Origin of the sequence: Streptomyces sp. BHT-5-2 (assembly GCF_019774615.1) — a bacterium.
Lineage (GTDB): Bacteria > Actinomycetota > Actinomycetes > Streptomycetales > Streptomycetaceae > Streptomyces.
This window is the reverse complement of the sequence record NZ_CP081497.1, coordinates 923497-946999: the sequence shown is the minus strand read 5'-3', so window position 1 is coordinate 946999 and position 23503 is coordinate 923497. Positions and strand designations below refer to the sequence as shown.

Sequence of the window (23503 nt, the reverse complement as noted above, 5' to 3'; positions counted from 1 at the left end):
GAGCCGACAGCCACACCACAGACACCAGAAAACACGCGGCCGGCTGTCACTACCTCCAATATCCCACGCCTGCCCGCAAAGCAATTTGGCTGAAATGCCAAGCAATTGGCAGATCATTGTTGATTCCCGGCCGCAGATGCAGGATGGGGTTGCGCACCGGCCGGCGCACGAGAGCACACCGGCTCTCGTTCCCTGAATCCTGCTCACAAGGCGAGGCGAGGCTCGATGACCACACGCTCCCCGGACGGCAGCGCCGGCGACGTCGACTACCGCGCGATCGGCTCGGGTTACTCCTCCTTCCGCCGGCCGGACCCGCGGATCGCCCAGTTCATCGCGGAGACCCTGGGCGGGTGCCGGACGGTCCTCAACGTCGGTGCCGGCGCCGGGTCGTACGAGACCGCCGCCCGGGAGGTGACCGCGGTCGAGCCCTCGGAGTCGATGCGTGCCCAGCGACCGGCGCGGCTCGCCCCGGCGATCGACGCCGTCGCCGAGGATCTTCCGTTCGCCGACGGGGAGTTCGACGGTGCGATGACGCTGTTCAGCGTGCACCAGTGGTCCGACGTCGAGGCCGGACTGCGCGAGATGCGGCGGGTGACCCGCGGGCCGGTGCTCCTCCTCACCTGCGACCCCGCCCTGGTGCGGGACTTCTGGCTGTACCACTACGCACCCGAGGTCCTCGACACCGAGGCCGGCCGCTACCCGGCCGTCGACAAACTGGCCGCCGCCCTCGGCGGCAGCACCACGGTCCGGTCCGTCCCCATCCCCCTGGACTGCACGGACGGCTTCAACGAGGCGTACTACGGCCGCCCCGAGATGCTGCTCGACCCGGGGGCCCGCCAGGCGTGTTCGGCCTGGAGCTTCGTCGACGACCGGGTCCGCGAACACTTCGACACCACCCTGCGCCGTGATCTGGACTCCGGTGCCTGGGACGAGGAGTTCGGCGGGCTGCGCCGTCGGCCGACGTACGACGGGTCGCTGGTCATCGTCCGCGCGACGCCGTGAGCAGCGAGGTCGCGAGCGGCGTGCCGTGAGCGGATACGGCGTCAGCTCCGCCCGGTCAACTCCTCGGTGCGGAACGGGAGTTTCCATGTGTTGCGGCGGTGCACGGCGTGCAGCGTGCGGTGCAGCGGAGAGCGCGGTACGGCCAGCACCGGGCAGCGGGCGCGCGCCAGGCAGTAGCGGGAGACCGAGGGCCACAGCGCCCGGCGCAGCGGGCCGCGCGCGCCGGCTCCGATCACCAGCAGGTCCTCCGGGTGATCGGCGACCATGAGCAGGGCCGTGCCCGGCTTGCCGAGCACGATGCGCGGCTCCAGCGGCACCCCGGGCCCGGCGGTACCGAACGCGGTCTCCAGCGCCTCGACGAGGCGTTCGGCCGCCATGTTGCGCCAGGCGGCCATGGGCGCCGGGCAGGGTCCGCCGCGATGGACGATGTTGCCGCCCGGGGGTTCCCAGGCCAGTACGGTCCACAGTGCGGCGCCGGTGGCGCGGGCCTCCGCGGCGGCCCGGTGCAGAGCGGTCAGACTGCCCAGTGAACCGCTCACTCCCGCCACGACGCGGTTGCCAGGTCTGGTCATGGGGTCAGCTCCTTGCCCTGCGCCCTCTCCACATCGCTCCATCGAAGCGGCAGGGACACGGTTCCGGCGAAGTGTTGGCGTGTCCTTTGCGCAGGAGAGCGGGACCCTGACGCTTTCATGACACGGATCGGCCGGTCCGTCGGCGGCCCTGTTATTTTCAGGCCGTGACGGACTACGAAGACGGCAGGCAGCACCCCGAGGGATACCTCCTCGACAACCGGCAGGCCGAGGCCGGGGAGCGGTTCACGGCGCTGGCGGAGTTGTTCGATCCGGTGACGTTCCGGCGGCTGCGGGCACTGGGGGTCGCGGACGGGTGGAGCTGCTGGGAGGTCGGAGCGGGCGGCCCGAGCGTGCCCGCATGGCTGGCGGAGCGGGTCGGCGCGAAGGGCCGGGTGCTGGCCACCGACCTCGACACCTCGTGGATGCCGCAGGCCGGGGCGCCGTACGAGGTGGTGCGGCACGACGTGGGCTCCGACGAGGCCCCGGAGGGACCGTTCGACCTGGTGCACGCGCGGCTCGTCCTGGTGCATGTGCCGCAGCGCGAGGCCGCCCTGCGGGCCATGGTGGGGGCGCTGCGCCCCGGCGGGTGGCTGCTGCTGGAGGACGCCGATCCGGCGCTGCAACCGCTGGCCTGCCCCGATGAGTACGGCCCCGAGCAGCAGCTCGCCAACCGGATCCGGCGCGGTTTCCGCACCCTGCTCGCGGAGCGGGGCGCGCAGCTCTCCTTCGGGCGGACGCTCCCCCGGCTGCTGCGTACGGCCGGACTGGCCGAGGTCGAGGCCGAGGCGTACTTCCCGATCACTTCCCCGGCCGGGAGTGCCCTGGAGGCCGCGACCGTGCGGCAGATCCGCGGGCGGTTGATCGAGACCGGACTGGCCACCGCCGAGGAGATCGAGCGACACCTGACCAACATCGCCGCCGGACACCTGGACACCACGACCGCCCCGCTGATCTCCGCCTGGGGACGCAAGCCGTCGGAGTAGCACCCGACCGGTCGGCCAACTCCCCGCTCCCCTATGGTGAAGCCGCCGCCGACGCCGACGCCGGAACGGTGCGCCGGCAGCTCGCGCGGGGTGAGCCGGTCCTTGCGGCCGCCCAACAGCCGTCGTGGGGCGTTCGTTCCGCCGGCCACGGACAACCCGAGCGGCGCGCCCGCGGACCGGCGCGCCGCTCGGGGCAGGGGGCGGCTGCCGCTATGCGCCGGCGACCGCCTGCAGGGGGCTCAGGGCGGCCGCCCGGCGGGCCGGGACGGCCGCCGCGGCCACGCCGATCACCAGGGAGAGCAGGCACACCAGCAGCAGCGTGCCCCACGGGGGCGCGAACGTGTACTGCGCCATCGCGCCGTTGGCCAAGGCGCCGACCGCCCAGGCACCGAACATCCCGCCCGCCAGCCCCAGCAGCGTGCCGAACGCGGCGATGGTCACGGACTCCAGCTGGATCATGCGGCGGATGCCGGCCCGGTCCATGCCGATGGCGCGCAGCACACCGATCTCCCGGGTCCGCTCCGCCACCGACATGGCCAGGGTGTTCACGATGCCCAGCGAGGTGATCACCAGGCCGATGGCCAGCAGTCCGTAGGTCAGCGTGAGCAGGTTGCCGAGGGCGCCGGCGGCCTCGTCGACTAGCTCCGCCCGGTCCTGGACCTTCAGCAGCGGGTTGTTGCCGACCGCGGCGCGCAGCCGGTTCCCGGTGGTGCGTGCGGCACCGCCGTCGTCGGTGCGAACGAGGACCCGCTGCGTCGAACCCGGAGTGAAGCTGTTCTTCCGCACTTCGGTACGGGCCCCCAGGGCGTCGCGGGCGACCGGATTGTCCTCGTAGACGCCGACGACGGTGTACTGGGTGAACTGCTGGTCGCGTCCCATCCGCGCCGTCAGGTGGCCGCCGGTGGTCAGGCCCTGTTCCCGGGCGACGGTGCTGGACAGGGCGATCCTGCCGGGCCCGAGGCCCCGGGCGGAGCCGCTGAGGAAGCGCAGCGACATCACCGTGTCCACGGTGCGCGGGTCGACGCCGGAGATCTCGCGGACCTGGCCGCCGGCGAAGAGCGTGGAGTCCGTGACGGCGGCCGCGGTGCGCACCCCGGCGGTGCCGGCCACCCTGCTGACGGCCGCCGGGTCGATGCCGACCGTGGGAGTACGGGTGCCGATCACGTAGTCGGCGCTGAGGCCGGCGGAGGCCTGACGGTCGAGTGCCCGGCCGGTGGAGTTGCCGATGACGGCGAGCCCGGCGACCAGCGCGGTGCTGATCATCAGGGCGGACGCGGTGGCCGCGGTGCGCCGCGGGTCACGCAGCGCGTTCTCCCGCGCGAGCCGGCCGACGGCGCCGAAACGGCCGGTCAGCCGGCCGGTGAGGCGGACCATGGGGCGGGCGAGCAACGGCGCCAGCACGATCATGGCGACGGCGAGGACGCCACAACCGAGCAGCGCGCTCTGGAGGTTCTCGACCGAGGCGTCCTTCGCCCCGGTGAGCGACACCAGCAGTCCGGCACCGAGGGCGAGCAGGACCAGTCCTGCCGCGCCGCGCAAGCGGGACCGGGCGGTGGTGGGCGGCTGCTCGGCCGAGCGCATCGCCTCGACGGGCGCGATGGCCGCCGCCTTGCGGGAGGGCAGCCACGCGGCGAGGACGGTGATGCCCACGCCGACGCCGAGCGCGGCCACCACGGGACGCACGCCGATCACCAACGTGCTGTGCGGCAGCGGGTCCTGTGCGGTGCTCAGCAGGCCGGGCAGCGCGGCGGCGATGCCGAGGCCGAGCAGGAAACCGGCGATCGAGGCGGCCAGACCGAGCAGCGCCGCCTCGGCGAGCACGGAGCGGACCACCTGGCGGCGCGAGGCACCGATCGCCCGCAGCAGTGCGATCTCGCGGGTGCGCCGGGTGAGCAGCATCGTGAAGGTGTTGACGATGAGGAACGAGCCGATGAACAGCGAGACCCCGGCGAAGACCAGCGGCAGTTTGGTGTAGCCACGGGTCAACGTGTCGAGGAAGGCCGCCTGTTGGGTGGCCTGGGCGGTACCGGTGACGGCCTCGGCCCGGTCGGCGGGGAGGACGGCGCCGACCCGGTCCGCCAGCTCGAACTGGGACGTCCCGGGCGAGGCGGACAGGTCGATCCCGGTGTAGTGGCCCGGGGAGGCGAACAGCCGCTGGGCGGTGGCCTTGTCGAACAGCGCGAGGGTGCCGCCCGCGGTGACCCGGCTGTCCTCGGTGGTGACGATGCCCACCAGGCGCTTGGTCAGGACCGGACCGTCGGTGGCCAGGGTGACCCGGTCGCCGAGCGCGAAGTGCCCGGCGGCCGCGGTGCCGCTGTCCACGGCCAGCTCGTCGCCGTTGCGGGGGGCATGGCCCTTGACCAGCGGGTAGCGGCTGTCCTTGGCGTCCTTGCCCGGGACGTAGGCGCCGGCCAGGTTCGCCCAGGACGTGCCGGCCCTGAGCGGAGTGCCGTCCGCGGCGTTCAGGGTGGCCGAGCCGTCGACCGAGGGGCGTACCGCGGCGGTGCCCGGCACCTGGGCGAGTCTCCGGACGAGCGCGTCGTCGAGGACCGTGGTGGGCTGGTTCGCGGCGGATCCGGGCGGCGGGGCCTTCGGGGTGACGGTGACCGCGATGTCCGCGAAGTTCTTCGCGGCGGCGCCGCGGTATGCCGCGGCGGCGGAATCCGCGAAGACGAGGGTGCCGGAGACGAACGCGACACCTAGACAGACCGCCAGGGCGGTCATGGCCAGACGGGCCTTGTGCGCAAGGAGGTTGCGCAGGGTTGTTCGCAGCATGGGGAGCTTTCGGGAGCGAGGAAGTAGCGGAGGCGGAAGAGACGGAGGAGGCAGCGGGTGCGCGTCAGCGGGTGCGCGTCCCGATCTCGAACTGGAGCATCCGGTCGAGTACCGCACCGGAGGTCGGCTCGTGCAGTTCGTCGACGACCCGGCCGTCGGCGAGGAAGACCACCCGGTCCGCCTGGGCGGCGGCCACCGGATCGTGGGTGACCATCACCACCGTCTGTCCCAACTCCCGCACCGAGTCGCGCAGAAAGCCCAGGATCTCGGTGCCGGAGCGGGAGTCGAGGTTGCCGGTCGGCTCGTCGGCGAAGACGATCTCGGGCCGGGAGACCAGCGCACGTGCCACCGCGACCCGCTGTTGCTGGCCGCCGGAGAGTTCGGCCGGCCGGTGGCCCAGCCGGTCGGCCAGCCCGACGGTGGCGATGACCACCTCCAGCCAGGCACGGTCGGGCTGCCGGCCGGCGATCCGCAGCGGCAGCAGGATGTTCTCCGACGCGGTGAGCGTGGGCAGCAGGTTGAAGCCCTGGAAGACGAAGCCCACCTTCTCCCGCCGCAGCGCGGTGAGTTGCTTCTCCGTCAGGCCGGAGAGCTCGGTGTCACCGATGCGGGCCGAACCGGAGCTCACCCGGTCCAGCCCGGCCAGGCAGTGCATCAGCGTGGACTTGCCGGAGCCGGAGGGGCCCATGACGGCGGTGAAGCGGCCCCGGGCGAAGTCCACGGACACCGCGTCCAGCGCCGTGACCCGGGTCTCCCCCTTCCCGTACACCTTGGTCAGGCCCGTGGCGCGGGCGGCCGGCTCGCCGACGAGGGCGAGTGGGGAAGAGGACAGCTGCGACATATGAACTCCGCCGGGGATGCGACGGTCCGCGGACAGCACGCCGCGAACCGGATGGACTTCCCCATCCTCACTGCGCTGACCAGCGAAAACATCGTTCCGGCGGGTGGACTTGGCCTCTGCCGGAGGCAGGGGAGGAAGCCCTCCGGCCCCTGTCTTCGGACCGGCCCCGGGAGCGCGGCCTCTCCCTTTGGTCAGAGGCGGCCCGGGCAGCGGCGACAACCACGAACGAGCAGGAGCACGGGCCGGTCAGGAAGACAGTCCCGTCCGATGGGCCAGCAGCGCGGCCTGCACCCGGCTCGCCGAACCGGTCTTCTCCAGGATCGCGCCGACATGCGTCTTGACCGTGCCGATCCCGATGCCGAGCCGCCCGGCGATGTCCTGGTTCGACAGCCCCTCGCCGAGCATCGCGAGCACCTCCCGCTCCCGGCCGGTGAGACGGGCGATCCGCTCGTCCACACGTCCGGGGTCGCCGGCGTCCGCCGGACCGGCGCCGCTCAGCATCCGCGCGATCACCGTCCCGGTCACGCCCGGAGAGAGCACCGCGTCCCCGGCCGCGGCCGCCCGGACCGCGCTGATCAGCTCCTGCGGGCCCTCGTCCTTCAGCAGGAAGCCCGCCGCGCCCTCGCGCAGCGCCCGGAGGACGTTGGCCTCGTCGCCGAAGGTCGTCAGCATCACCACCCGCGGCGCGGGATCGAGGGCGAGCAGCGGGGCGATCGCGGCCAGGCCGTCGCACACCGGCATCCGGATGTCCACCAGCGCCACGTCCGGACGGTGGGCGGCGGCCAGGTCGACGGCCTGCCGCCCGTCCGCGGCCTCGGCGACGACGTCGATGCCGTCGGCGTGCCGGAGGATCAGGCGGACGCCGTGGCGGATCATCGCCTCGTCGTCGGCGAGCAGGACGCGGATGGGCCGGTTGGGCTCGGTCACGGGGTCTCCCAGGGCGTGGCGTCCCGGACCGACGGGACGGTGAAGCGGTCGATGGCGATCAGACGCTGTGCGGCGTCGAAGCAGTAGCGGGCGATGGTCAGGCCACCGGGGTGGATCTCGGTGGCGCCGTTGAACGGATAGACACAGCCGGCCGTGCCGGCGGGGCGCGGCGGTTCACGGCCGGTGGCCGCCGCCCGGACCGCGGCGTTGTCCAGTACTCCCGCGCCCGCCACCTCGTGGTAGGTCATGCCGATACGGGGCATCGGGGGCGGCGCCAGCTGGTGCGGCCGGGTGGCGTAGACGAACCCGATCCCGAGGACCATCAGCACGCTCAGCGCCACCAGCCCGAAGGCCAGCGTCAGCGCCTCTGTGTCCCGGCGCGCGGGCACGACGTGTGCCGTGCCGGCGGACCGGCCGCCGTCGGAGGACGCGTCGGCGTCCGCCGCCGGATCGGAGACGTCCGTCCCTTCCCCGGGCCGCTCGGGGGCCGGGGCGTCACCGGGTTCGGCGGGCACGGTCGCCGCCACCTGGAACCCGCCGGACGGCAGCGCGGCGGCCGCGAACGTCCCCCCGAGCAGTTCCACCCGCTCCCTGAGGCCGGTCAGGCCACGGCCGGTGCCGCGCTCCCCGGCCACCGTCGACGGCCGCGGCGGCGCACCGTTGCGGACGACGACCCGCACCTGCTCCTCGTCGTGCACCACCGTCACGGTGACGTGCGCCGCGGTCGCGTACCGGTGCACATTGGTCAGGGCTTCCCGCACCACCCGGTGCACCGCCCGGCGGACCCGCACCGGACGGGTGTCGAGATCCGGCCCCGTCCACTGGAGTCGTACGTCGATCCCGCCGTCGCGGGACGTCGCCACCAGCGACTCGACGTCGGCGCGGGTGCCGGTCGCGTCGGTGAGCACATCGGGCCCGGTGTCCCGGCCGAGCGGGCCGAGCACCCCGAGCGCCTGCCGCAGTTCGCGCATCGCGTCCCGGGTGGTCCGCCGCACCAGGGCGGCCTCGTCGCGCAGCTCGGGCGCCGCCCGGTCCAGGGCCAGCTCCAGCCCGCCGGCGTGCAGCGAGATCAGGCTGAGCCGGTGCCCCACCAGGTCGTGCATCTCGGCGGCGATACGGGTCCGCTCGTGGATGCGCGCCTCGCTGTCGGCGAGTCGGCTCGCCCGCTCCGCGGCGTCACCGCGCTCGCGCAGCGCCCGCAGCAGGCGTCCCTGCTGCCCTTGCGCCGTGCCGGCCAGGCCGGGCACGACCACGGCGGTCGGCGCCAGGACGAGGCCGAGCGCCACCCCGTACGGCACCGGTCCGGGACCGAGCCAGGGCGCGGCCGCCGTCGCCACTCCCACGACGAGGACACCGGCCACGGCCAGCAGTCGGGCGCGCCGGCGCGCGCGGACCGTCCGGCGCGCGGCGGCGTACGCGGTCGCGGCCGTGACCGGTCCGACGGCGGGCGACAGGCCGGTCAGCGCGGCGAGCACCAGCAGCACCGCCGTGGGGTACCGGCGGCGCAACGGGAACAACCCGACGGCGGCGACCAGCACCGCCAGCACGAACTCCGGGTACGGCACGCCCCACAAGTATCCGACGGCTCCATAGACCCCCAACCCCACGACCGCCACGCCCGCGGTCTCCGCCACAACCACGCGCGCCGCCCCACCCCGCCACGCTCCGGACACCAGCGGACGCCAGGCGGTACGACGGAGCGGACGGAACGCACGGGGCGGGCGAAACGGGCTGGTACCTGGCACGCCGACCAGTATCGACGCCCGGCCTCCCGACGGCATGAACCTCGCGGCCGATCCCCACCTCTGCCGAAAGACAGAGACACGGAGAAGGCACCGCGACAACAGGGACAGTGGCACGGACGGAACCCCAGGCAGAGAGGGGCTGGCGACGGGCCCCGGGTATGCCGCCCGGGCCGGCCGGCTCAGACGGTGGCCGGCAGCAGGGCCTCCCCACCGGACGGGCGGTTCGGCCGGCAACAGGAAGGTCATGGCGAGCGTCGAGCCCGGTGCGAGCCCGGCGATCTGCCGCAGGGTGGCCGCGGTGGCGTCCTTGGTGAGGTACATGCTGACCCCGGTGGAGACGATCACCGCCGGCCGACCGGCAGCGAACCCGGCAGCGGCCGGCTTCGCCAACCAGGCGATGCCGGCAAGCTAGCCGCGGCCCCTGGCCGCGACCCGGAAAATGGAGCCGCCGCGCAGCAGCCTGCGCTGCCCGCGCGGCCGCCGACGGGCCCGACGGGCGAACGGCTGTACGTTGGCCCCAACTCACGGGCGACTGCCCGTCATTCAGCCTGGAGGCCGAGATGGATGTCCTCTGCCCCCGCCTGCTGGTCACCCGCTTCGCGGAATGCTTCCGCTTCTACGACGCCGTGCTCCCCGAGCTGCTGGGGGCGGTCCGCAGCAAGGGCGACGAGTCCGGTCCGTACGCCAACTGGGACCTCGCCGAGCAGGGCGTCCTGGTGCTGTTCGACCGCGCCGCGATGGCCGGCGTGGTCGGCACCTCGGATCTGCCGTCCTCCGCCGGGCCGGCCCAGGACGGCGTGATGCCGGTCTCGCGGGTGCCCGACGTCGATGCGGCGTGGGGATTCTGCCTCGCCCACGGCGGGGTGCCGGTCACCCCGGCCACGGACCGTCCGGAGTGGGGACCGACCCTGCGCACCGCCCATCTCCGGGACCCGGAAGGCACTCTGATCGAGCTCCAGTCCTACGACGGACAAACCGGAGAATCCGCCCGAAAACCCTCCCACCTGCCCCTTTGGTAAGGTACCGCTCTCTTGTGCCCGTTCGGCGAGAGGTTGGGGAACAGGTTCCCCAACCGCCCGACTGTGGTGACCGACCGAGGAGGAATGCGGCGGCGGCAACACTGACCTGTCCGGCCGTTGCCCGGGGCTCGTCCGAGGAGACGGCGGCGCCTGACATCGTTGTGATTGTGGGGGGAACAGTGCGACACGGTCGCCTATCCATCTTCGTCTGGCCGGCTCTCCTTGCCCTCTCCCTGGGGCTGTGGGGCCTCACCCGTCAGCACAGCATGTGGCGGGACGAGGCGGCGACCTGGCAGGCGGCGCACCGTTCCCTGGCCGAGATATGGCACATGGTCGGCCGGGCCGACGTCGTCCACGGCCTGTACTACGCGGTGATGCACGAGGCGTTCGCCCTCTTCGGCGACAGCCTGATCACCCTGCGACTGCCTTCGGTGCTCGCCACGGCCACCGCGTGCGGACTGACGGCCCTCGTGGGCGCCCGGCTCGCCGGCCGCCCGGTCGGGATCGCGGCCGGACTGGCCCTGGCGATCGTCCCGGCCGTCCAGGAGCACGCCCAGGAAGGGCGCTCCTACGCCCTCGTCCTCGCCTTCGTGACCCTCGCGACCTGGCTCCTCACCGAGGCCCTGCTCCTGCCGGGCGGATGGCGTTGGGTCTGCTACGCGGGAGCGGTGCTGATCGCCGCCTGGCTCAACTGGTTCTCACTGTTCGCGCTGGTCGCCCACGGCGTCACGGTGGCCTGGGTGCGCCCGGGCCGTGCACGGTGTGCCGGGTGGGGACTGGCCGCCTGCGGCGCCGTTGTCGGCACCCTGCCGATCATCCTGACCAGCCGCAGCCAGGCATCCCTGGTCTCCTGGATCAAACCCCTCGGCTGGTCGACGGCGCTCGGGGTGCTGCTCACCATCGCGCTCGCGGCCCTCTGCTCACGCCTGCCGCAGGCCCGCCGGACAGACACCACCCATGACCCGGCCGCGCTCCCCCGTATCAACCTCGCCGCCGTTGCGCTCCCCCTTTGCGCGGTCCCCCAGGTGTCCCTGGCGTTGATCTCCGTCGTCAAGCCGCTCTACATCACCCGCTACGTGCTGTTCGCCTACGCGGGGCTCGCCCTCCTCATCGGCGCCCTCCTGGTCGCCCTCACCACGCGGCTCAGAGTCCGCATACACGTACTGCTCCCCGCCGCCGTGGCGCTGGCCCTCCTGGCACTGCTCCCGATCGAGCTCCGCCTGCGGACGGTGGAGAGCCGCGTCGACGACGTCCTGACGGCGGCAACCACGGTCGGCCGTGTCCGCCAGGCCGCCGACGGTGTCGTCTACATACCCGCCGCCCGCCGCGACACCGCCCTCGTCTCGCCCCGTCAGTTCGCCGGCCTACGGGACCTGGCCCTGGCCCAGGGGGCGGTGGAGTCCGGCACGTTGAAGGGCATAGAGGCCGAGCCGCGCGACATAGAGCGGGCGATGCTCGCCGCACAGCGCATCGTGCTCGTCACGGACCCGGGGCCCCGACGTGCCGGGTCCGTGCGCGACCGCACCAAGCAACACGTCCTGGACGCGTACTTCGTCCGCCGCTCGGACAGCGTCCAACGAGGCCGCCGGATAAGCGTCTACGAACGGCGCCAGTCACCCGCGCCCACGCGCTGAGCGGCCCCGCACCGATCGACCCCGCCCTCTCCCGTCCGGTCAGGCCGGCAGCTCGCTCTTCGACATCGCCTCCCTCGCCGTCTCCAGCGCCGCGGCGACCCGGATCAGGAGCTGCCCGAGTCGGGCGGCCCCGTCCGCCGCCTCCGCGACGTCCGCGGCCGCCGCATGCGCCGCGACCGCGTCGGCGGCGGCCTCTAACTGCTCGGCCACGGCTTCGAACTGCGGCAACGCCTCCGTCACCTGGCGCCTGGTGTGGTTCCAGTGCGCGTGGAAGGCATCCGCGGCAGGGCCCCGCCAGTTGTCCCCGAGCCGGGCGACCTCCCTGCCCTGCGCTTCGATGGTGCCCTCCAGACTGCGGGCCGTGTCCCGCCAGACCTCGGCACACGCCCGCAGGCGGGACGACCGGTCCCCGTCGGGACTCAAAAGATCGCAGATCTCCCCTGCCTGCGACGGGTGCTCCAGGTCCTGCTGCTGATCGGTCATGTCACTTCCCCCCGAACTGCTGGGCCCGCGCGGTCTCGGCCGCTTCGTAGGAGGCGACCGCGTGGTGCAGGCCGACGGCGTAGTGCCGCAGGCCGGCAACCACTCCTTCGAGAACCACCGTGGTCCGCTGGGTCACCTCCCGGTACTGGGACAGAACCTCGGCCGACTCGGGTATCGCCCCCCAGGCATCGTCCACGCGGTACGCACGCGTGGCGAAGTACCCTGCCGAACAGGCGAGTTGGTCGGCCGAGGTGGTGAAGTTCTCGGCCAGAGCCGTGACTGGCCCGGGCCGAAACGAATGAGAATGGTACGTATGCGCCGCCATCGCGGTTCCCCCTGCTGAAGCCGTGTGTGATCGTTTCCGCTCGGCGAGCGTAGACAAACGATCACCGCGGATCACGTGGATGGGGCACCGAATTCACGCATCCTTGACACCTGGTGAGGTCGGTTACCGCGTCCCGGCCCGCTGAAGACGATGCCCGGCCCCGCCGTTGAGCCGGACGAGTTCGGTCTTCATGTCGGCGGGCTCGATGCCCTGGTAGGTGACGGTACCGACGGCCGCGAACCAGGCAGCCACCGTGTCCGCGCCCACGACCGGGCGCAGTGCCTGGCGGACCTTGGCTGAGGGTCTCCAGCACCACCAGCATGGCCATCGACGACTCGCTGCTGACGACCACCAGATGCAGGCTGACCGCCCAGACGTGACATGACCCGGAGGTGATCCACGGCACATGCTTGCCACACTCGGTACGGACCGAACTCGACGGCTTCCAGGCCGTGTTGACGAGCGCCGAGGCACCCCGAGGACATGGAAGTCGTCGGCGTCAGCCGCGGTAGGCGCGGAGTGCGATCTGGACGAAGGAGCGGAGCAGCGGGTTCGTGTCGCCCTCGTTCCAGGCCACCACCAGGCGGCTGGGCGGCATGTCGAGCACCGGCACCACGGTGAGTCCCGCGGTCGGCTCGTGGCCCAGGAGCGTCATCCCCACCGTTCCGTTCCAGAGGACGGCCTGTCGGCATTCCTGGACGGCGCGCACCACCGGGCCCTCGCGGGCCTCACCGCCGTTCCAGTACGACTGCCAGAGGGGGTCGGTGCCGTCCGGGAAGCGGAACCAGCGGCGGTCGGCGAGATCGGCCAGCTTCAGGCTGTCACGGCGGGCCAGCGGGTCGTCGGTGCGCAGCAGCGCACCCACCGGGTCGGCACGCAGCTCGTGCACGGTCAGGCCGGTCCCGTCGAACGGCCTGCGGGTCAGGGCGACATCGACCAGCCCCGCACGCAGCCCGCAGGTGGGATCGGTCAGGTCGGTCTCGCGGATGTGGATCTCCATGCGCGGGTGCCGTCGGCGGTAGACACCGGCCAGTCGCACGGCGCGCGGGTCGGTGCTGTCGCCCAGGATGCCGATGGTGAGGGCCGCGGCGCCGGCCGCGGCGGCCACGCGGTCGCGTACCCGGTCCGCCCGGGCGAGCAGAGCGCGCGCCTCGTCGAGCAGTACCGCTCCCACCGGGGTGAGCCTGACACCGGCCGGGGACCGGTCGAAGAGCGCGGCGCCGACCTCGGTCTCCAGTTGCTTGATCGCCCGGCTCAGCGGCGGCTGGCTCATGTGCAGCCGAACGGCGGCGCGGCCGAAATGGAGTTCCTCGGCCACCGCCACGAAGTAGCGCAGGGTGCGTAGCTCCACGGTGCAACGATACCCGTTCGGTATCGAGGCCGCAGAACAGGTCTTGGACAGTCAGCACGGCCTGGCCGTGGAATCAAGACATGACTCAAGACATGGTTCAGGACATCGCTCGGGACGTTGCTCAGGACATCGCTCAAGACGTGAGTCAAGACGTGACTGTCGAATCGGACAAGCCCCATGCGCAGGAGGCCGGTGGGCCGATCGCCGCCCCCGCCGTATCGGTGGTGCGGCCGGAGGACGGCGAGCGGCTCGTCCTGGGCGCCACGCGGATGCGCGTTGTGGAAGACGGCGGCAACACCGGACACCGCCTGGGAGTCGCCGAGTCCGTCCTCGCACACCTTCGCCAACGTGACCGACCAACCGGCCGTCATGCTCAGCATGTTCACGCCGGACCTGTATGTGCAGTACTTCCGGGACCTCCAGGACATGCCGGCCGGCGGCCGGGCACCGAGCCCGCAGGCACACCTCCGGACGATGAGCCGTTACGCCACCGAGCCGGCAACGGACTTCCGCTGAGGACGGAAAGGCGGGAGAACGGCGGACGCCCGGGTCGGCCCGTGGGGGCCGGCCCGGACGTCACCGGAGGAGCTACCCGGGGGTCAGGTGATCACGCGAGGTCGAACCGGTCGAGGTTCATCACCTTGTCCCACGCCGCGACGAAGTCCTTCACGAACTTCTCCTTCGCGTCGTCGCTGGCGTAGACCTCGGCGACCGCCCGCAGCTCGGCGTTCGAGCCGAAGACCAGGTCCGCACGGGTGCCGGTCCACCTGACCGCGCCGCCGGAGTCGCGGCCCTCGAACTCGTCCTGCGCCGAGGAGGTGGACTTCCACGCCGTGTCCATGTCGAGCAGGTTGACGAAGAAGTCGTTGGTCAGCGTGCCCGGCCTGTCGGTGAGGACGCCGTGCCTGGACTGGCCGTGGTTGGCGCCCAGGACGCGCAGACCACCGACGAGCACGGTCATCTCGGGGGCGCTCAGCGTCAGCAGGTTCGCCTTGTCGAGCAGCAGGTACTCGGCGGGCAGGCGGTTGCCCTTGCCGACGTAGTTGCGGAAGCCGTCGGCGGCCGGCTCCAGGTTGTCGAACGACTCGACGTCCGTCTGGTCCTGCGCGGCGTCCACACGGCCCGGGGTGAACGGCACCTCGATGGCGAAGCCGCCGTCCTCGGCCGCCTTCTCGACGGCCGCGCCGCCCGCGAGCACGATCAGGTCGGCCAGCGAGACCTGCTTGCCGCCGGCGGCGTTGAAGGACTGCTGGATGCCTTCGAGGGTGCGCAGCACCTGCGCCAGCTCGTCGGGGCTGTTGACCTCCCAGTTGCGCTGCGGCTCCAGGCGGATGCGGGCGCCGTTGGCACCGCCGCGCTTGTCGGAGCCGCGGAACGAGGAGGCCGAGGCCCAGGCGGTCGAGACCAGCTGGGAGACCGTGAGGCCGGAGCCGAGGACCTGCTCCTTGAGGGTGGCGATGTCCGCGGCGTCGATCAGCGCGCCCTCGCGGGCCGGCAGCGGGTCCTGCCACAGCAGCACCTCGGAGGGGACCTCCGGGCCGAGGTAGCGGGCGACCGGGCCCATGTCGCGGTGCGTCAGCTTGTACCAGGCGCGGGCGAAGGTGTCCGCGAACTCCGCGGGGTTCTCGTAGAAGCGCCGCGAGATCGGCTCGTAGATCGGGTCGAAGCGCAGCGAGAGGTCGGTGGTGAGCATCGTCGGGCGGCGCTTCTTCGACGGGTCGTGCGCGTCCGGGATGATCTCCGGGGCGTCCTTGGCCACCCACTGGTGGGCGCCGGCCGGGCTCTTGGTGAGCTCGTACTCGTACTCGAAGAGGTGCTTGAAGAAGCCGTTGCCCCACTGGGTGGGCGTGGTGGTCCAGGTGACCTCCAGGCCGCTGGTGATCGCGTGCGCGCCGGCGCCGGTGCCGAAGGTGCTCTTCCAGCCGAGGCCCATCTGCTCCATGGGGGCGGCCTCGGGGTCCGGGCCGACGTTGTCCGCCGGGCCCGCGCCGTGGGTCTTGCCGAAGGTGTGGCCGCCGGCGATCAGGGCGACGGTCTCCTCGTCGTTCATCGCCATCCGGCGGAACGTCTCCCGGATGTCGCGGGCCGCGGCGAGCGGGTCGGGATTGCCGTTGGGGCCCTCGGGGTTGACGTAGATGAGGCCCATCTGGACGGCGCCGAGCGGGTTCTCCAGCTCGCGGTCGCCGGTGTAGCGGGCGTCGCCGAGCCACTCGGTCTCGGGGCCCCAGAAGACGTCCTCCTCCGCCTCCCAGGAGTCCTCCCGGCCGCCGGCGAAGCCGAAGGTCTCGAAGCCCATCGTCTCCAGGGCGACGTTGCCGGTGAGGATCAGCAGGTCGGCCCAGGAGATGCTCTTGCCGTACTTCTTCTTGACCGGCCAGAGCAGTCGGCGGGCCTTGTCGAGGCTGACGTTGTCCGGCCAGCTGTTGAGGGGGGCGAAGCGCTGCTGGCCGGAGCCGGCGCCGCCGCGGCCGTCGCTGACGCGGTAGGTGCCGGCGCTGTGCCAGGCCATGCGGATCATGAGCGGGCCGTAGTTGCCGAAGTCGGCGGGCCACCAGTCCTGCGAGGTGGTCAGCACCTCGGCGATGTCCCGCTTGACGGCTGGGAGGTCCAGGCTCCGGAACGCCGCGGCGTAGTCGAACTCCTCACCGAGGGGGTTCGCCACGGCGGGGTTCTTGGCGAGGATCTTGAGGTTGAGCCGCTCCGGCCACCACTGCCGGTTTCCGCCGCCCTGGGTCGGGTGCGCGGCGCGCCCGTGCGCGACCGGGCAGCCACCGGCGGCGTCCGTCGCCTCTGCGGCCTTTGCGTCATGGATCTCGGACTCAGACATGGGAATCCCTCCGGATGGGGCGGATCACGGTGCTCAGAAGTCGCGATGGTGGAGCAGTCGGGCGCGGGCCGTACGCAAAGTGCGGCAGGAGACGGCCGGTGCGTGCCCCGGGGGCGGTCGCCTCGACGCCCAGCTGATCACGGCCGGGGCGCCGGTGCCGAGCGTACGGGCGGCGCGCCTCGGGACGCCGGCGCTCGTCTGCTCGCCGCTGCGGGTGTCCGCGACCGGAGCAGCGAGGTTCGGAGGTGAGCGGACCCATCTGGTGAACCGTCACGTACTGTCCCTGCGATTGTCTCGTCCCTTGGCTATCGCCAGAACCGATCCTACGATGGACCGGATCCAAGTCAATAAGGCGACCAGATCCGTACCGAATTCATTCGCCGGACGACGCACGGTTAGGCTGGTGACCATGAGTGACCTGCTGGAACGGCTTCGCGGACGTGGCTGGCGGATGACCGCCCAGCGCCGCGTCGTCGCCGAGGTTCTCGACGGCGAGCACGTCCACCTCACCGCGGACGAGGTGCTGGCGCGCGCCACGGCCCGGCTGCCGGAGATCTCCCGCGCGACGGTCTACAACACCCTCGGGGAGCTCGTCTCGCTCGGTGAGGTGGTCGAGGTGACCACCGACGGCCGCGCCAAGCGCTACGACCCCAACGCCCATCGGCCCCACCACCACCTGGTGTGCTCACGCTGCGGCGCCATTCGCGACGTCCACCCCGACGGCGACCCGCTGACGGATCTGCCCGCCTCCGAGCGGTTCGGCTTCACCCTCTCCGCCGTCGAGATGACCTACTGGGGCGTCTGTCCCGACTGCGCCTGAGGGCGCCGGCGCGGCGCGTCTCAGCGCAGCGCGTGGCGTGCCTGCACCACCTCTGCCCAGGCCGACCGCACCTCGTCGATGGCCTGCAGATGCCCACCGTCCGCCGCGCAGCGTCCGGCCCGCTCCAGCAGCCGGCGGGCCTCCTGCGGCGCCGGACCGCCGCGGACGCGTGCCAGCGCGGTCAGGGCGAAGGCCAGGGCCGTGCCGCCGAACGGCTCGGCCAGTTCGACCGAGGCCAGCGCCAGCCGCTGGGCGTCGGCCCGTTCGCCGCGCAGCAGGTGCAGTTCCGCGAGGTTGGCGCGTTCGAAGGCGGTGGCCGTGGGGCGGCCCGCCTGTTCGGCCAGTGCCAGCGCGCGCCGCCCGTATGCCAGTGCCTCCCCGTGCCGCCCCGCGCGCCGCTCGGTCTCCCGCAGCACGGACAGCACGGTGGCCAGCAGCGCCCGGTCACCGGACTCCTCGGCCGGGGCCAGCGCCGATTCGGCGGGGCCGGCCGCCTCGGCGGCGAGGCCGGACAGGCCCAGGCAGACCGTCTGCTGCGCCAGCGAACGGGCCAGCAGCACCGGACGGCCCGTCCCCCGGGCGGCACCGGCGCAGGACTCCGCCGCCCGGGCCGCCGCCAGGGCCTCCGCGTACCGGCCGCGGTAGGACAGGACCGCCGAACGCGCCATGTGGTGGGCGGCCCGGATGTCGTCCGGAGCGTCGGAGTCCGGCTGATGGGCGGCCAGGACCGCCAGGGCCTCGTCGGCGCCGCGGCCACGGCCGAGCACCTCGGCCAGCCGGGCGGCGGCCAACGCGGCGGCGTCGCGCAGCCCTTGGCGTTGGTAGGTGTGGAGGGCCTCGCGAGCGACGGTCAGGGCTTCCCCGTAGCGTCCCGCGCGGTCCAGGTGCAGTGCCCAGTCGAGCCGGACCCGCGCCGCGTCCGCCTCGGCCCGGACCGCGCCGCCTCCCTGCGGGCGGCGGTATTCGGCCAGTGCGCGGCGCAGGTCGGCCCGTCGGTGTGCCAGCCGTTCGCGGGCCGGTTCGGCCCAGGGCGCATAGCGGTCCTCGGGCAGCAGCTCGGCGGTCAACGCGTCCAGGGCGCCGGTCAGTTCGCGGCGGTCGCCACCGTTCAGGGCCCGCCGGGCCAGGGCCTCGGCTTCGTCGACGTCCACGCGTACCGTGTCCGGTGCGAGCCGCAGCAGTTCGCCGTCGCCGGTCAGATACGCGGAGGCGCCGCGCGGCGGCAGCTCGGGCTCCAGCGCATGCCGGGCGGTGTGCAGCGCCACCCGCAGGCTGCCCAGCGCGGCGCGGAGTTCGGCGTGCGGCCAGCACACGGCCATGATCTGCTCGCGGTGCAGTGCGTGGTCGGGGGCCAGCGCCAGCAGCTTGACCAGGGTCCGGGCGCCGGGCCGGGACCAGCGCTCCACCAGCGGCGCCCCGTCCTCGCGTACCAGCCGGAAGCCGCCGAGCAGACGGACGTGCAGCAGTGGAGGGTTCATGGGCGGGACACTCTCATCAATTCCGAACCACTGTGGCAGACAAGGGCGTTACACCGGCGTTACTGGCCGGATCCGATCGCCGGTCGGGGCATGTCGACCGGGGTGCGACCGCGGGAACGCGTCAATGTCGCCGGGGCTGCCGGCAGGCCGGTGGTGGTGCGTTGACCATGCGGCGCGGGGTTGCCGAGGATGGGCCTGCACACCGCGCCCGGCCGGCGACGTCGTCCCCACCGACCGTCCTTGAGGAGGAAGCGTGAAGCGCTCCTATGCCCTTGCCGTGTCCGTTCTCGCCCTGGTCTCCGGCACGGCCGTGGCGGCCAACGCGGCCAACGCCACCGGCCCGGCGCCCCACCGACCTGCCGCCGCTCCCGTCCAGCACTCCCCGTCCGCGGACGCGGCTTGGTGCGCACGGCAGGGCGGCAGGGCGGAGACCCGCGTCCCCTACTACACCGGCACCGGCAACAAGATCACCTCGCTGGGCGGGGAGCGCGAGATGTGCCTGTTCAGCGCCACCGACGGCAGCGAGATCATGATCGCCGCGGACACCCTGGCCGCGGACAAGCCGACCCTGGCCGCGCTCGCCTACGTCCGCAAGCCCGACGGCCCGAGCAGCCCCGGCAACCCGTCCATCGCCTACTGCCAGGGCATCAACGGCACCGCCTTGTTCGGCAACCGGCCCACCGACGGAGGCGGTTGGGGCCCCAGGAACGAGACCGACCCGTCGAAGGCGACCTCCGCCTGCATGTTCGCCGACGGCTCGGTGATCGACGCCTGGGGACTGAAGTACCACAAGGGCGGGGTGATCCGCGGCACCGATCTGACGAAGAAGTTCCGCGCCACGATCCCCGGAGCGTGACACCACCGGCCCGTCGGCCCACCGCCGCCCTTCGGACCGGCGGGCCGACGGGCCGGTGTTCCGCACCTGCCACACCGGCGATCAGGGCCGGTTGGTCGGAGAGACGTAACCGCTGATCGCCATGTTCCAGTACGAGCTGTCGCCCACCGCGCCGCTGTAGGGGCCGTCGTGGTGGACGGTGGAGGTCGCGGCGTCTTCCGTGACCTCGTTGCCGCCGGTGCTCTCGATGCTGCCGTCACCGTTGACCGCCGTGACGATGGCGACGTGATCGGCGCTCCCGTTGCCCCGGTAGTCGAAGACGACCGCGTCACCGACATGGGGATCCGGATGCAGCCCCGCGCCGTACTCCGCGAAGCTGCCGGCCGCCGGTGACAGGCCGTTGACGTCGTAGCCCGCCTGCGCCCAGGCCCAGGCCACGAAGTCCGCGCACCAGTTCTCCGGCGAGCCGCCGTCGCCTGTGCAACTGGAGTTGTAGCCCTGTTGGCCCGCGCTGTTGGTGTCACAGGCGTGATGGTCCAGATTGGCGTTCGCGACCCCGACGATGTCCTCGGGCGCGGCCGACGCCGGGCCCGCGGCCAGCATCAGGGACGGCACCGCCACGGCTGCGGCCAGCATGGCCCTCACGGCGGTGTGCCGGGTCGTCCGAAGTGTCATGGCTTTCCTCTCGGTTCGGCCGAATCGGGCGTGCTCGTCCCCGTGCTTCGTGCACCGCGAACACGCCGGACGCGACGCTAGAGAGAGCCGGTGGAATCGTCGTGAAACCCCGCCCGCCGCGTCCCGAGCGACGAATTCGGGCCAACGAGCCCGGGCCGACCACCTCTTTCTTTGCCCTGCTTCACCGGCGTGGCACGATCCGTGCGCAGCCCGGAAAATGCGCCTCACCACGGGAGAGCGGCTACTGTGTTCGCGTGTCCGTACGGCACGCCACGGCCCCTCCGGACGAGTCCTCGTCGGGCGGGACGAAGCGGCCAGTGGAGCGGAAGGAGTAGGCACGGGAGTGGCGGACTTGTCCTCCAGGGCTCACCAGCAGCCCCGCAAGAAGCAACTCAAGGAACTGCGCCGGGCCTCTGCCGCGGTACTGGCGCGCCTGGACCTGTCCGACGGATGCAGTATCGCCACGGTGATGGAGCGGCTCAGCGCCGACCGGGGGCGGCCCATCCAGTTGGTACCGCTTCCCCTGGGGGCGGCGGCTCCCTGCGGTATGTGGCTGGCGACGGACGCCTTCGACGTCATCGTGGTCGAGGCGGACACCAGTCGTCTGCACCAGGACCACATCATCGCCCATGAGCTCGCCCACATGCTGTGCCACCACCGCGACTCCTCGGGATTCGACGCGGCGACGGTGCGCGGCCTGATGCCCAATCTGGACCCCAAGCGGGTGCGGGAGATGCTGGGGCGCACCAGCTACTCCACCGCGGAGGAGCAGGAGGCGGAGATCGTCGCCTCCCTCATCCTCGAACGCGTCACCCGCCCCGCGGTGGAGTCGGTGTGGCGTGTGCCGTCCGCCGATGCCGAGACGGTCGGGCGCATCGAGAGCTCGCTCAACCGCGGCGCGGGGCCCCATGCCCAGTAGCGGTTTCGCACGGTGCCCGGCCGTGGGACGGCAGGGTGTCTCATGAACGCGGTGAAGGCCGCCGTCTTCCCCGCGTGCGCCGTCCTCTGTGTGCTCGCGCTGCTGTACAAGCTGCGCGACCTGCGGCATCACCGGCGCGATCCGGCCCTGCTCGCGCTGCTCATCGCGTTCTTCTGCAAGGGGATCTCGTTCACGCTCTCCACACCCTCCGTCTCACGGGCAGTGGACGGGTACGTGGGGGTGGCCGATCTCGGGGCGCTGGGCATCCATCTCTTCGGCGGCGTCGCCTCGAGTGCCGCCTTTCTGACGGCGATCGTCTTCTGGGTGTACCCGCCCGAGGCCGCCCGGCGGCGGGCCCTGGTCCGGCTGCTCATCGCAGCCCTGTGTGCGGTCGCCATGGTCACCATGTGGGCGGCGGCAGGCAGCGGGGACCAGCGGCGCAGCGCCCACTATCTGTTGCAGAACGTGCACCGGCCGGTGGTCGCCGCCTATCTGCTGCTCTACGTCAGCGCGTTCGGCGCCGGCATGATCGAGATCATCCGGCTGTGCCGCCGCTACGGGCGGGTGGCCGGCCGGCAGTGGTTGCGAAGGGGCCTGTACAGCACGGCGATCGGGGCGAGCGCCTGCCTGGTGTACTGCCTGAACCGGCTGGTCTCGCTGATCGCGGTGCAGTGCGGACTGGACCCGCTCGACTGGGAACTGCTGACGCCGGTGGCCAACGGGACCGGTATCTTCTTCCTGGTGGCAGGGCTCACCATGCCTTCCTGGGGGCCGCGAATCGCCGAATGGCGGCGACTGGCCCGCAACTTCGTCACCTATCAGCGGCTGCACCCCCTGTGGGCGGCGCTGTACACGGCGGTGCCGGACATCGCGCTCAATCCGCAGCACGCCGGCCGCCTCGCCCGCTTCCTGCCCGGTGACATCAGCTACCGCCTGTACCGCATGGTCATCGAGATCCAGGACGGCCTGCTCACGCTCCGGCCGTACGTGGCGTCCGGCGCGGCCGAGGACGCCCGGCAGTCGGCCGAGGCGGCGGGACTGTCCGGCGACCGGCTGCACGCCATGGTGCAGGCCACCACACTGGTGTCGGCGCTGCGCGCCAAGCACGACGACCGTCCGCCGGTCCGTGGCTCCGTGGCGGTCGGCCCGGAGGCCGCCCGGGGCGGGGACTACACCCAAGAAGTCGGCCGGCTGCTGGATGTCGCCCGCGCCTACGCCACCGTCCGGTCCACCGACCGGTGCAGGGAGAGGAGAGTTCGTTGAAGTACCGCAAGCTGGGCAGCGACGGCCCCGAGGTGTCCGCGATCGGCCTGGGCTGCATGGGGATGTCGATCGCCTACGGGGTGCCGGACGAGGAGGAGTCCCAGCGCACCCTGGACCAGGCACTCGAAACCGGCATCACCCTCCTGGACACCGCGGACGCCTACGGCCAGGGCGGCAACGAGGAGTTGGTCGGACGCTGGCTGCGCAGACACGCCCAGGAACGCGACCGGATGGTGGTGGCGACCAAGTTCGGGCTTCGCCATGACGCCACCACGGGCCGGGTCGGCGACGTCGACACCTCCGCCGAGTACGTGCCCCTCGCCTGCCGGGCCTCGCTGCGCCGCCTGGGCGTCGAGCACATCGACCTCTACTACGCCCACCGCCGCGACCCCGCCACTCCCATCGAGGAGACGGTGGGTGCCATGGCCCGGCTGGTGGAGGCCGGACTGGTGCGGCACATCGGGCTCAGCGAAGTCAGTCCCGCGACGCTGCGCAAGGCCCATGCGGTCCACCCGGTCAGCGCGGTCCAGGTGGAGTACTCCCTCTTCACCCGCAACGTCGTGGAGGGCGAACTCCTTTCCACCTGCCGGGAGTTGGGCATCGCGGTGGTGGCCTACTCCCCGCTCGGGCGCGGCATGCTCACCGGCGCCCTCTCCTCCCGCAGCGAACTCGCCGCGGACGACAACCGCCGGCGCTGGCCCCGCTTCGCCGACGAGAACATCCAACGCAACCTGGCGCTCGTCCAGGCGGTACGGGACGTCGCCGAGCGCATCGGCTGCTCGCCCGCCCAGGCAGCGCTTGCCTGGCTGCTCGCCCAGGGTGAGGACATCGTGCCCATCCCCGGCACCAAGCACCGGCGCTATCTGCGGGAGAACGTCGCCGCGGTGGCTGTCGCCCTGTCCGACGCCGACCGTGATCTGCTGCGCCGGACCGTGCCGGAGGGGGCGGTGGCGGGCGAACGCTACCCGGCGGCGGCGTTGGAGCGCCTGGGACACTGAGCGCGGTGCCGGCACCCTCGTCCCGCGCACA

The 23503-nt window shown here is 72.5% G+C and carries 21 protein-coding genes and 2 pseudogenes; 11 read left to right on the top strand and 12 right to left on the bottom strand.

What is annotated here, in order from left to right; all coding sequences use genetic code 11:
* Positions 1-225 precede the first annotated feature (225 nt).
* Positions 226-1002, top strand: a complete 777-nt coding sequence (locus K2224_RS32110; RefSeq protein ID WP_221910692.1) for a class I SAM-dependent methyltransferase — start codon at positions 226-228, stop codon at positions 1000-1002.
* Positions 1003-1043: 41 nt separating this feature from the next.
* Here K2224_RS32110 and K2224_RS32105 read toward each other — a convergent pair whose 3' ends face one another.
* Positions 1044-1574, bottom strand: coding sequence for a universal stress protein (locus K2224_RS32105; protein WP_221910691.1), 531 nt, complete (start codon positions 1572-1574; stop codon positions 1044-1046).
* Between the two features lie 164 nt (positions 1575-1738).
* On the opposite strand from K2224_RS32105, the gene K2224_RS32100 reads away from it, so the two are divergent.
* The gene (locus K2224_RS32100) at positions 1739-2557 is read left to right on the top strand and encodes a class I SAM-dependent methyltransferase (RefSeq protein WP_221910690.1); all 819 of its coding nucleotides are present in this window, start codon (positions 1739-1741) and stop codon (positions 2555-2557) included.
* Between the two features lie 210 nt (positions 2558-2767).
* Here the strand turns inward: K2224_RS32100 and K2224_RS32095 are convergent, their stop codons facing one another.
* The 4 genes from K2224_RS32095 to K2224_RS32080 form a co-directional block, all read right to left on the bottom strand.
* Positions 2768-5332, bottom strand: a complete 2565-nt coding sequence (locus K2224_RS32095) for an ABC transporter permease (protein ID WP_221910689.1) — start codon at positions 5330-5332, stop codon at positions 2768-2770.
* A gap of 64 nt (positions 5333-5396) precedes the next feature.
* A complete protein-coding gene (locus K2224_RS32090) occupies positions 5397-6173 on the bottom strand; it encodes an ABC transporter ATP-binding protein (protein WP_221910688.1) in 777 nt (258 codons plus the stop codon).
* 246 nt (positions 6174-6419) lie between these two features.
* Positions 6420-7100 carry a response regulator transcription factor gene (locus K2224_RS32085; RefSeq protein WP_221910687.1) on the bottom strand — a complete coding sequence of 227 codons (681 nt, stop codon included), beginning with the start codon at positions 7098-7100 and terminating at the stop codon, positions 6420-6422.
* Positions 7097-8740, bottom strand: coding sequence for a sensor histidine kinase (locus K2224_RS32080; protein ID WP_221910686.1), 1644 nt, complete (start codon positions 8738-8740; stop codon positions 7097-7099). Before K2224_RS32080 ends, K2224_RS32085 begins: the two co-directional genes overlap by 4 nt.
* A 349-nt stretch (positions 8741-9089) precedes the next feature.
* On the opposite strand from K2224_RS32080, the gene K2224_RS32075 reads away from it, so the two are divergent.
* From K2224_RS32075 to K2224_RS32065, 3 genes are all read left to right on the top strand, one after another.
* Positions 9090-9257 (top strand): hypothetical protein, encoded by a 168-nt coding sequence (locus tag K2224_RS32075; protein WP_221910685.1) that lies wholly within the window; start codon positions 9090-9092, stop codon positions 9255-9257.
* A gap of 148 nt (positions 9258-9405) precedes the next feature.
* Positions 9406-9864 (top strand): glyoxalase/bleomycin resistance/extradiol dioxygenase family protein, encoded by a 459-nt coding sequence (locus K2224_RS32070; protein WP_221910684.1) that lies wholly within the window; start codon positions 9406-9408, stop codon positions 9862-9864.
* A gap of 179 nt (positions 9865-10043) precedes the next feature.
* Complete coding sequence (locus tag K2224_RS32065; RefSeq protein WP_221910683.1) at positions 10044-11498, top strand: glycosyltransferase family 39 protein; 1455 nt, start codon at positions 10044-10046, stop codon at positions 11496-11498.
* Between the two features lie 39 nt (positions 11499-11537).
* On the opposite strand, the gene K2224_RS32060 is transcribed toward K2224_RS32065, so the two are convergent.
* From K2224_RS32060 to K2224_RS32045, 4 genes and pseudogenes are all read right to left on the bottom strand, one after another.
* Positions 11538-11981, bottom strand: coding sequence for a WXG100 family type VII secretion target (locus K2224_RS32060; protein ID WP_221910682.1), 444 nt, complete (start codon positions 11979-11981; stop codon positions 11538-11540).
* A gap of 1 nt (position 11982) precedes the next feature.
* Complete coding sequence (locus tag K2224_RS40970) at positions 11983-12177, bottom strand: hypothetical protein (protein WP_260693601.1); 195 nt, start codon at positions 12175-12177, stop codon at positions 11983-11985.
* Positions 12178-12434: 257 nt separating this feature from the next.
* Positions 12435-12600: pseudogene (locus K2224_RS32050) on the bottom strand (RNA polymerase subunit sigma-24); the annotation flags it as partial.
* Positions 12601-12805: 205 nt separating this feature from the next.
* A complete protein-coding gene (locus tag K2224_RS32045; RefSeq protein ID WP_221910680.1) occupies positions 12806-13657 on the bottom strand; it encodes a LysR substrate-binding domain-containing protein in 852 nt (283 codons plus the stop codon).
* 200 nt (positions 13658-13857) lie between these two features.
* Between K2224_RS32045 and K2224_RS32040 the strand changes: the two are divergent.
* A pseudogene (locus tag K2224_RS32040) lies at positions 13858-14173 on the top strand (hypothetical protein).
* 91 nt (positions 14174-14264) lie between these two features.
* Here the strand turns inward: K2224_RS32040 and katG are convergent.
* Positions 14265-16484, bottom strand: a complete 2220-nt coding sequence (gene katG, locus K2224_RS32035) for a catalase/peroxidase HPI (RefSeq protein WP_221910679.1) — start codon at positions 16482-16484, stop codon at positions 14265-14267.
* Positions 16485-16893: 409 nt separating this feature from the next.
* On the opposite strand from katG, the gene K2224_RS32030 reads away from it, so the two are divergent.
* Positions 16894-17304, top strand: a complete 411-nt coding sequence (locus K2224_RS32030; RefSeq protein ID WP_221910678.1) for a Fur family transcriptional regulator — start codon at positions 16894-16896, stop codon at positions 17302-17304.
* A gap of 20 nt (positions 17305-17324) precedes the next feature.
* On the opposite strand, the gene K2224_RS32025 is transcribed toward K2224_RS32030, so the two are convergent.
* Entirely contained in the window at positions 17325-18782 is a 1458-nt protein-coding gene (locus K2224_RS32025; protein ID WP_221910677.1) for a hypothetical protein, read from the bottom strand.
* Positions 18783-19035: 253 nt separating this feature from the next.
* On the opposite strand from K2224_RS32025, the gene K2224_RS32020 reads away from it, so the two are divergent.
* A complete protein-coding gene (locus K2224_RS32020) occupies positions 19036-19638 on the top strand; it encodes a hypothetical protein (protein ID WP_221910676.1) in 603 nt (200 codons plus the stop codon).
* 81 nt (positions 19639-19719) lie between these two features.
* On the opposite strand, the gene K2224_RS32015 is transcribed toward K2224_RS32020, so the two are convergent.
* Positions 19720-20292 carry a CHAP domain-containing protein gene (locus tag K2224_RS32015; RefSeq protein WP_221910675.1) on the bottom strand — a complete coding sequence of 191 codons (573 nt, stop codon included), beginning with the start codon at positions 20290-20292 and terminating at the stop codon, positions 19720-19722.
* 343 nt (positions 20293-20635) lie between these two features.
* On the opposite strand from K2224_RS32015, the gene K2224_RS32010 reads away from it, so the two are divergent.
* Genes K2224_RS32010 through K2224_RS32000 form a run of 3 tightly spaced genes read left to right on the top strand, consistent with a single transcriptional unit; the run spans position 20636 to position 23472 of the window.
* Positions 20636-21211 carry an ImmA/IrrE family metallo-endopeptidase gene (locus K2224_RS32010; protein WP_221910674.1) on the top strand — a complete coding sequence of 192 codons (576 nt, stop codon included), beginning with the start codon at positions 20636-20638 and terminating at the stop codon, positions 21209-21211.
* Between the two features lie 42 nt (positions 21212-21253).
* Positions 21254-22474 (top strand): MAB_1171c family putative transporter, encoded by a 1221-nt coding sequence (locus tag K2224_RS32005; RefSeq protein ID WP_221910673.1) that lies wholly within the window; start codon positions 21254-21256, stop codon positions 22472-22474.
* Positions 22471-23472 carry an aldo/keto reductase gene (locus K2224_RS32000; protein ID WP_221910672.1) on the top strand — a complete coding sequence of 334 codons (1002 nt, stop codon included), beginning with the start codon at positions 22471-22473 and terminating at the stop codon, positions 23470-23472. Before K2224_RS32005 ends, K2224_RS32000 begins: the two co-directional genes overlap by 4 nt.
* The last annotated feature ends 31 nt before the right edge of the window (positions 23473-23503 follow it).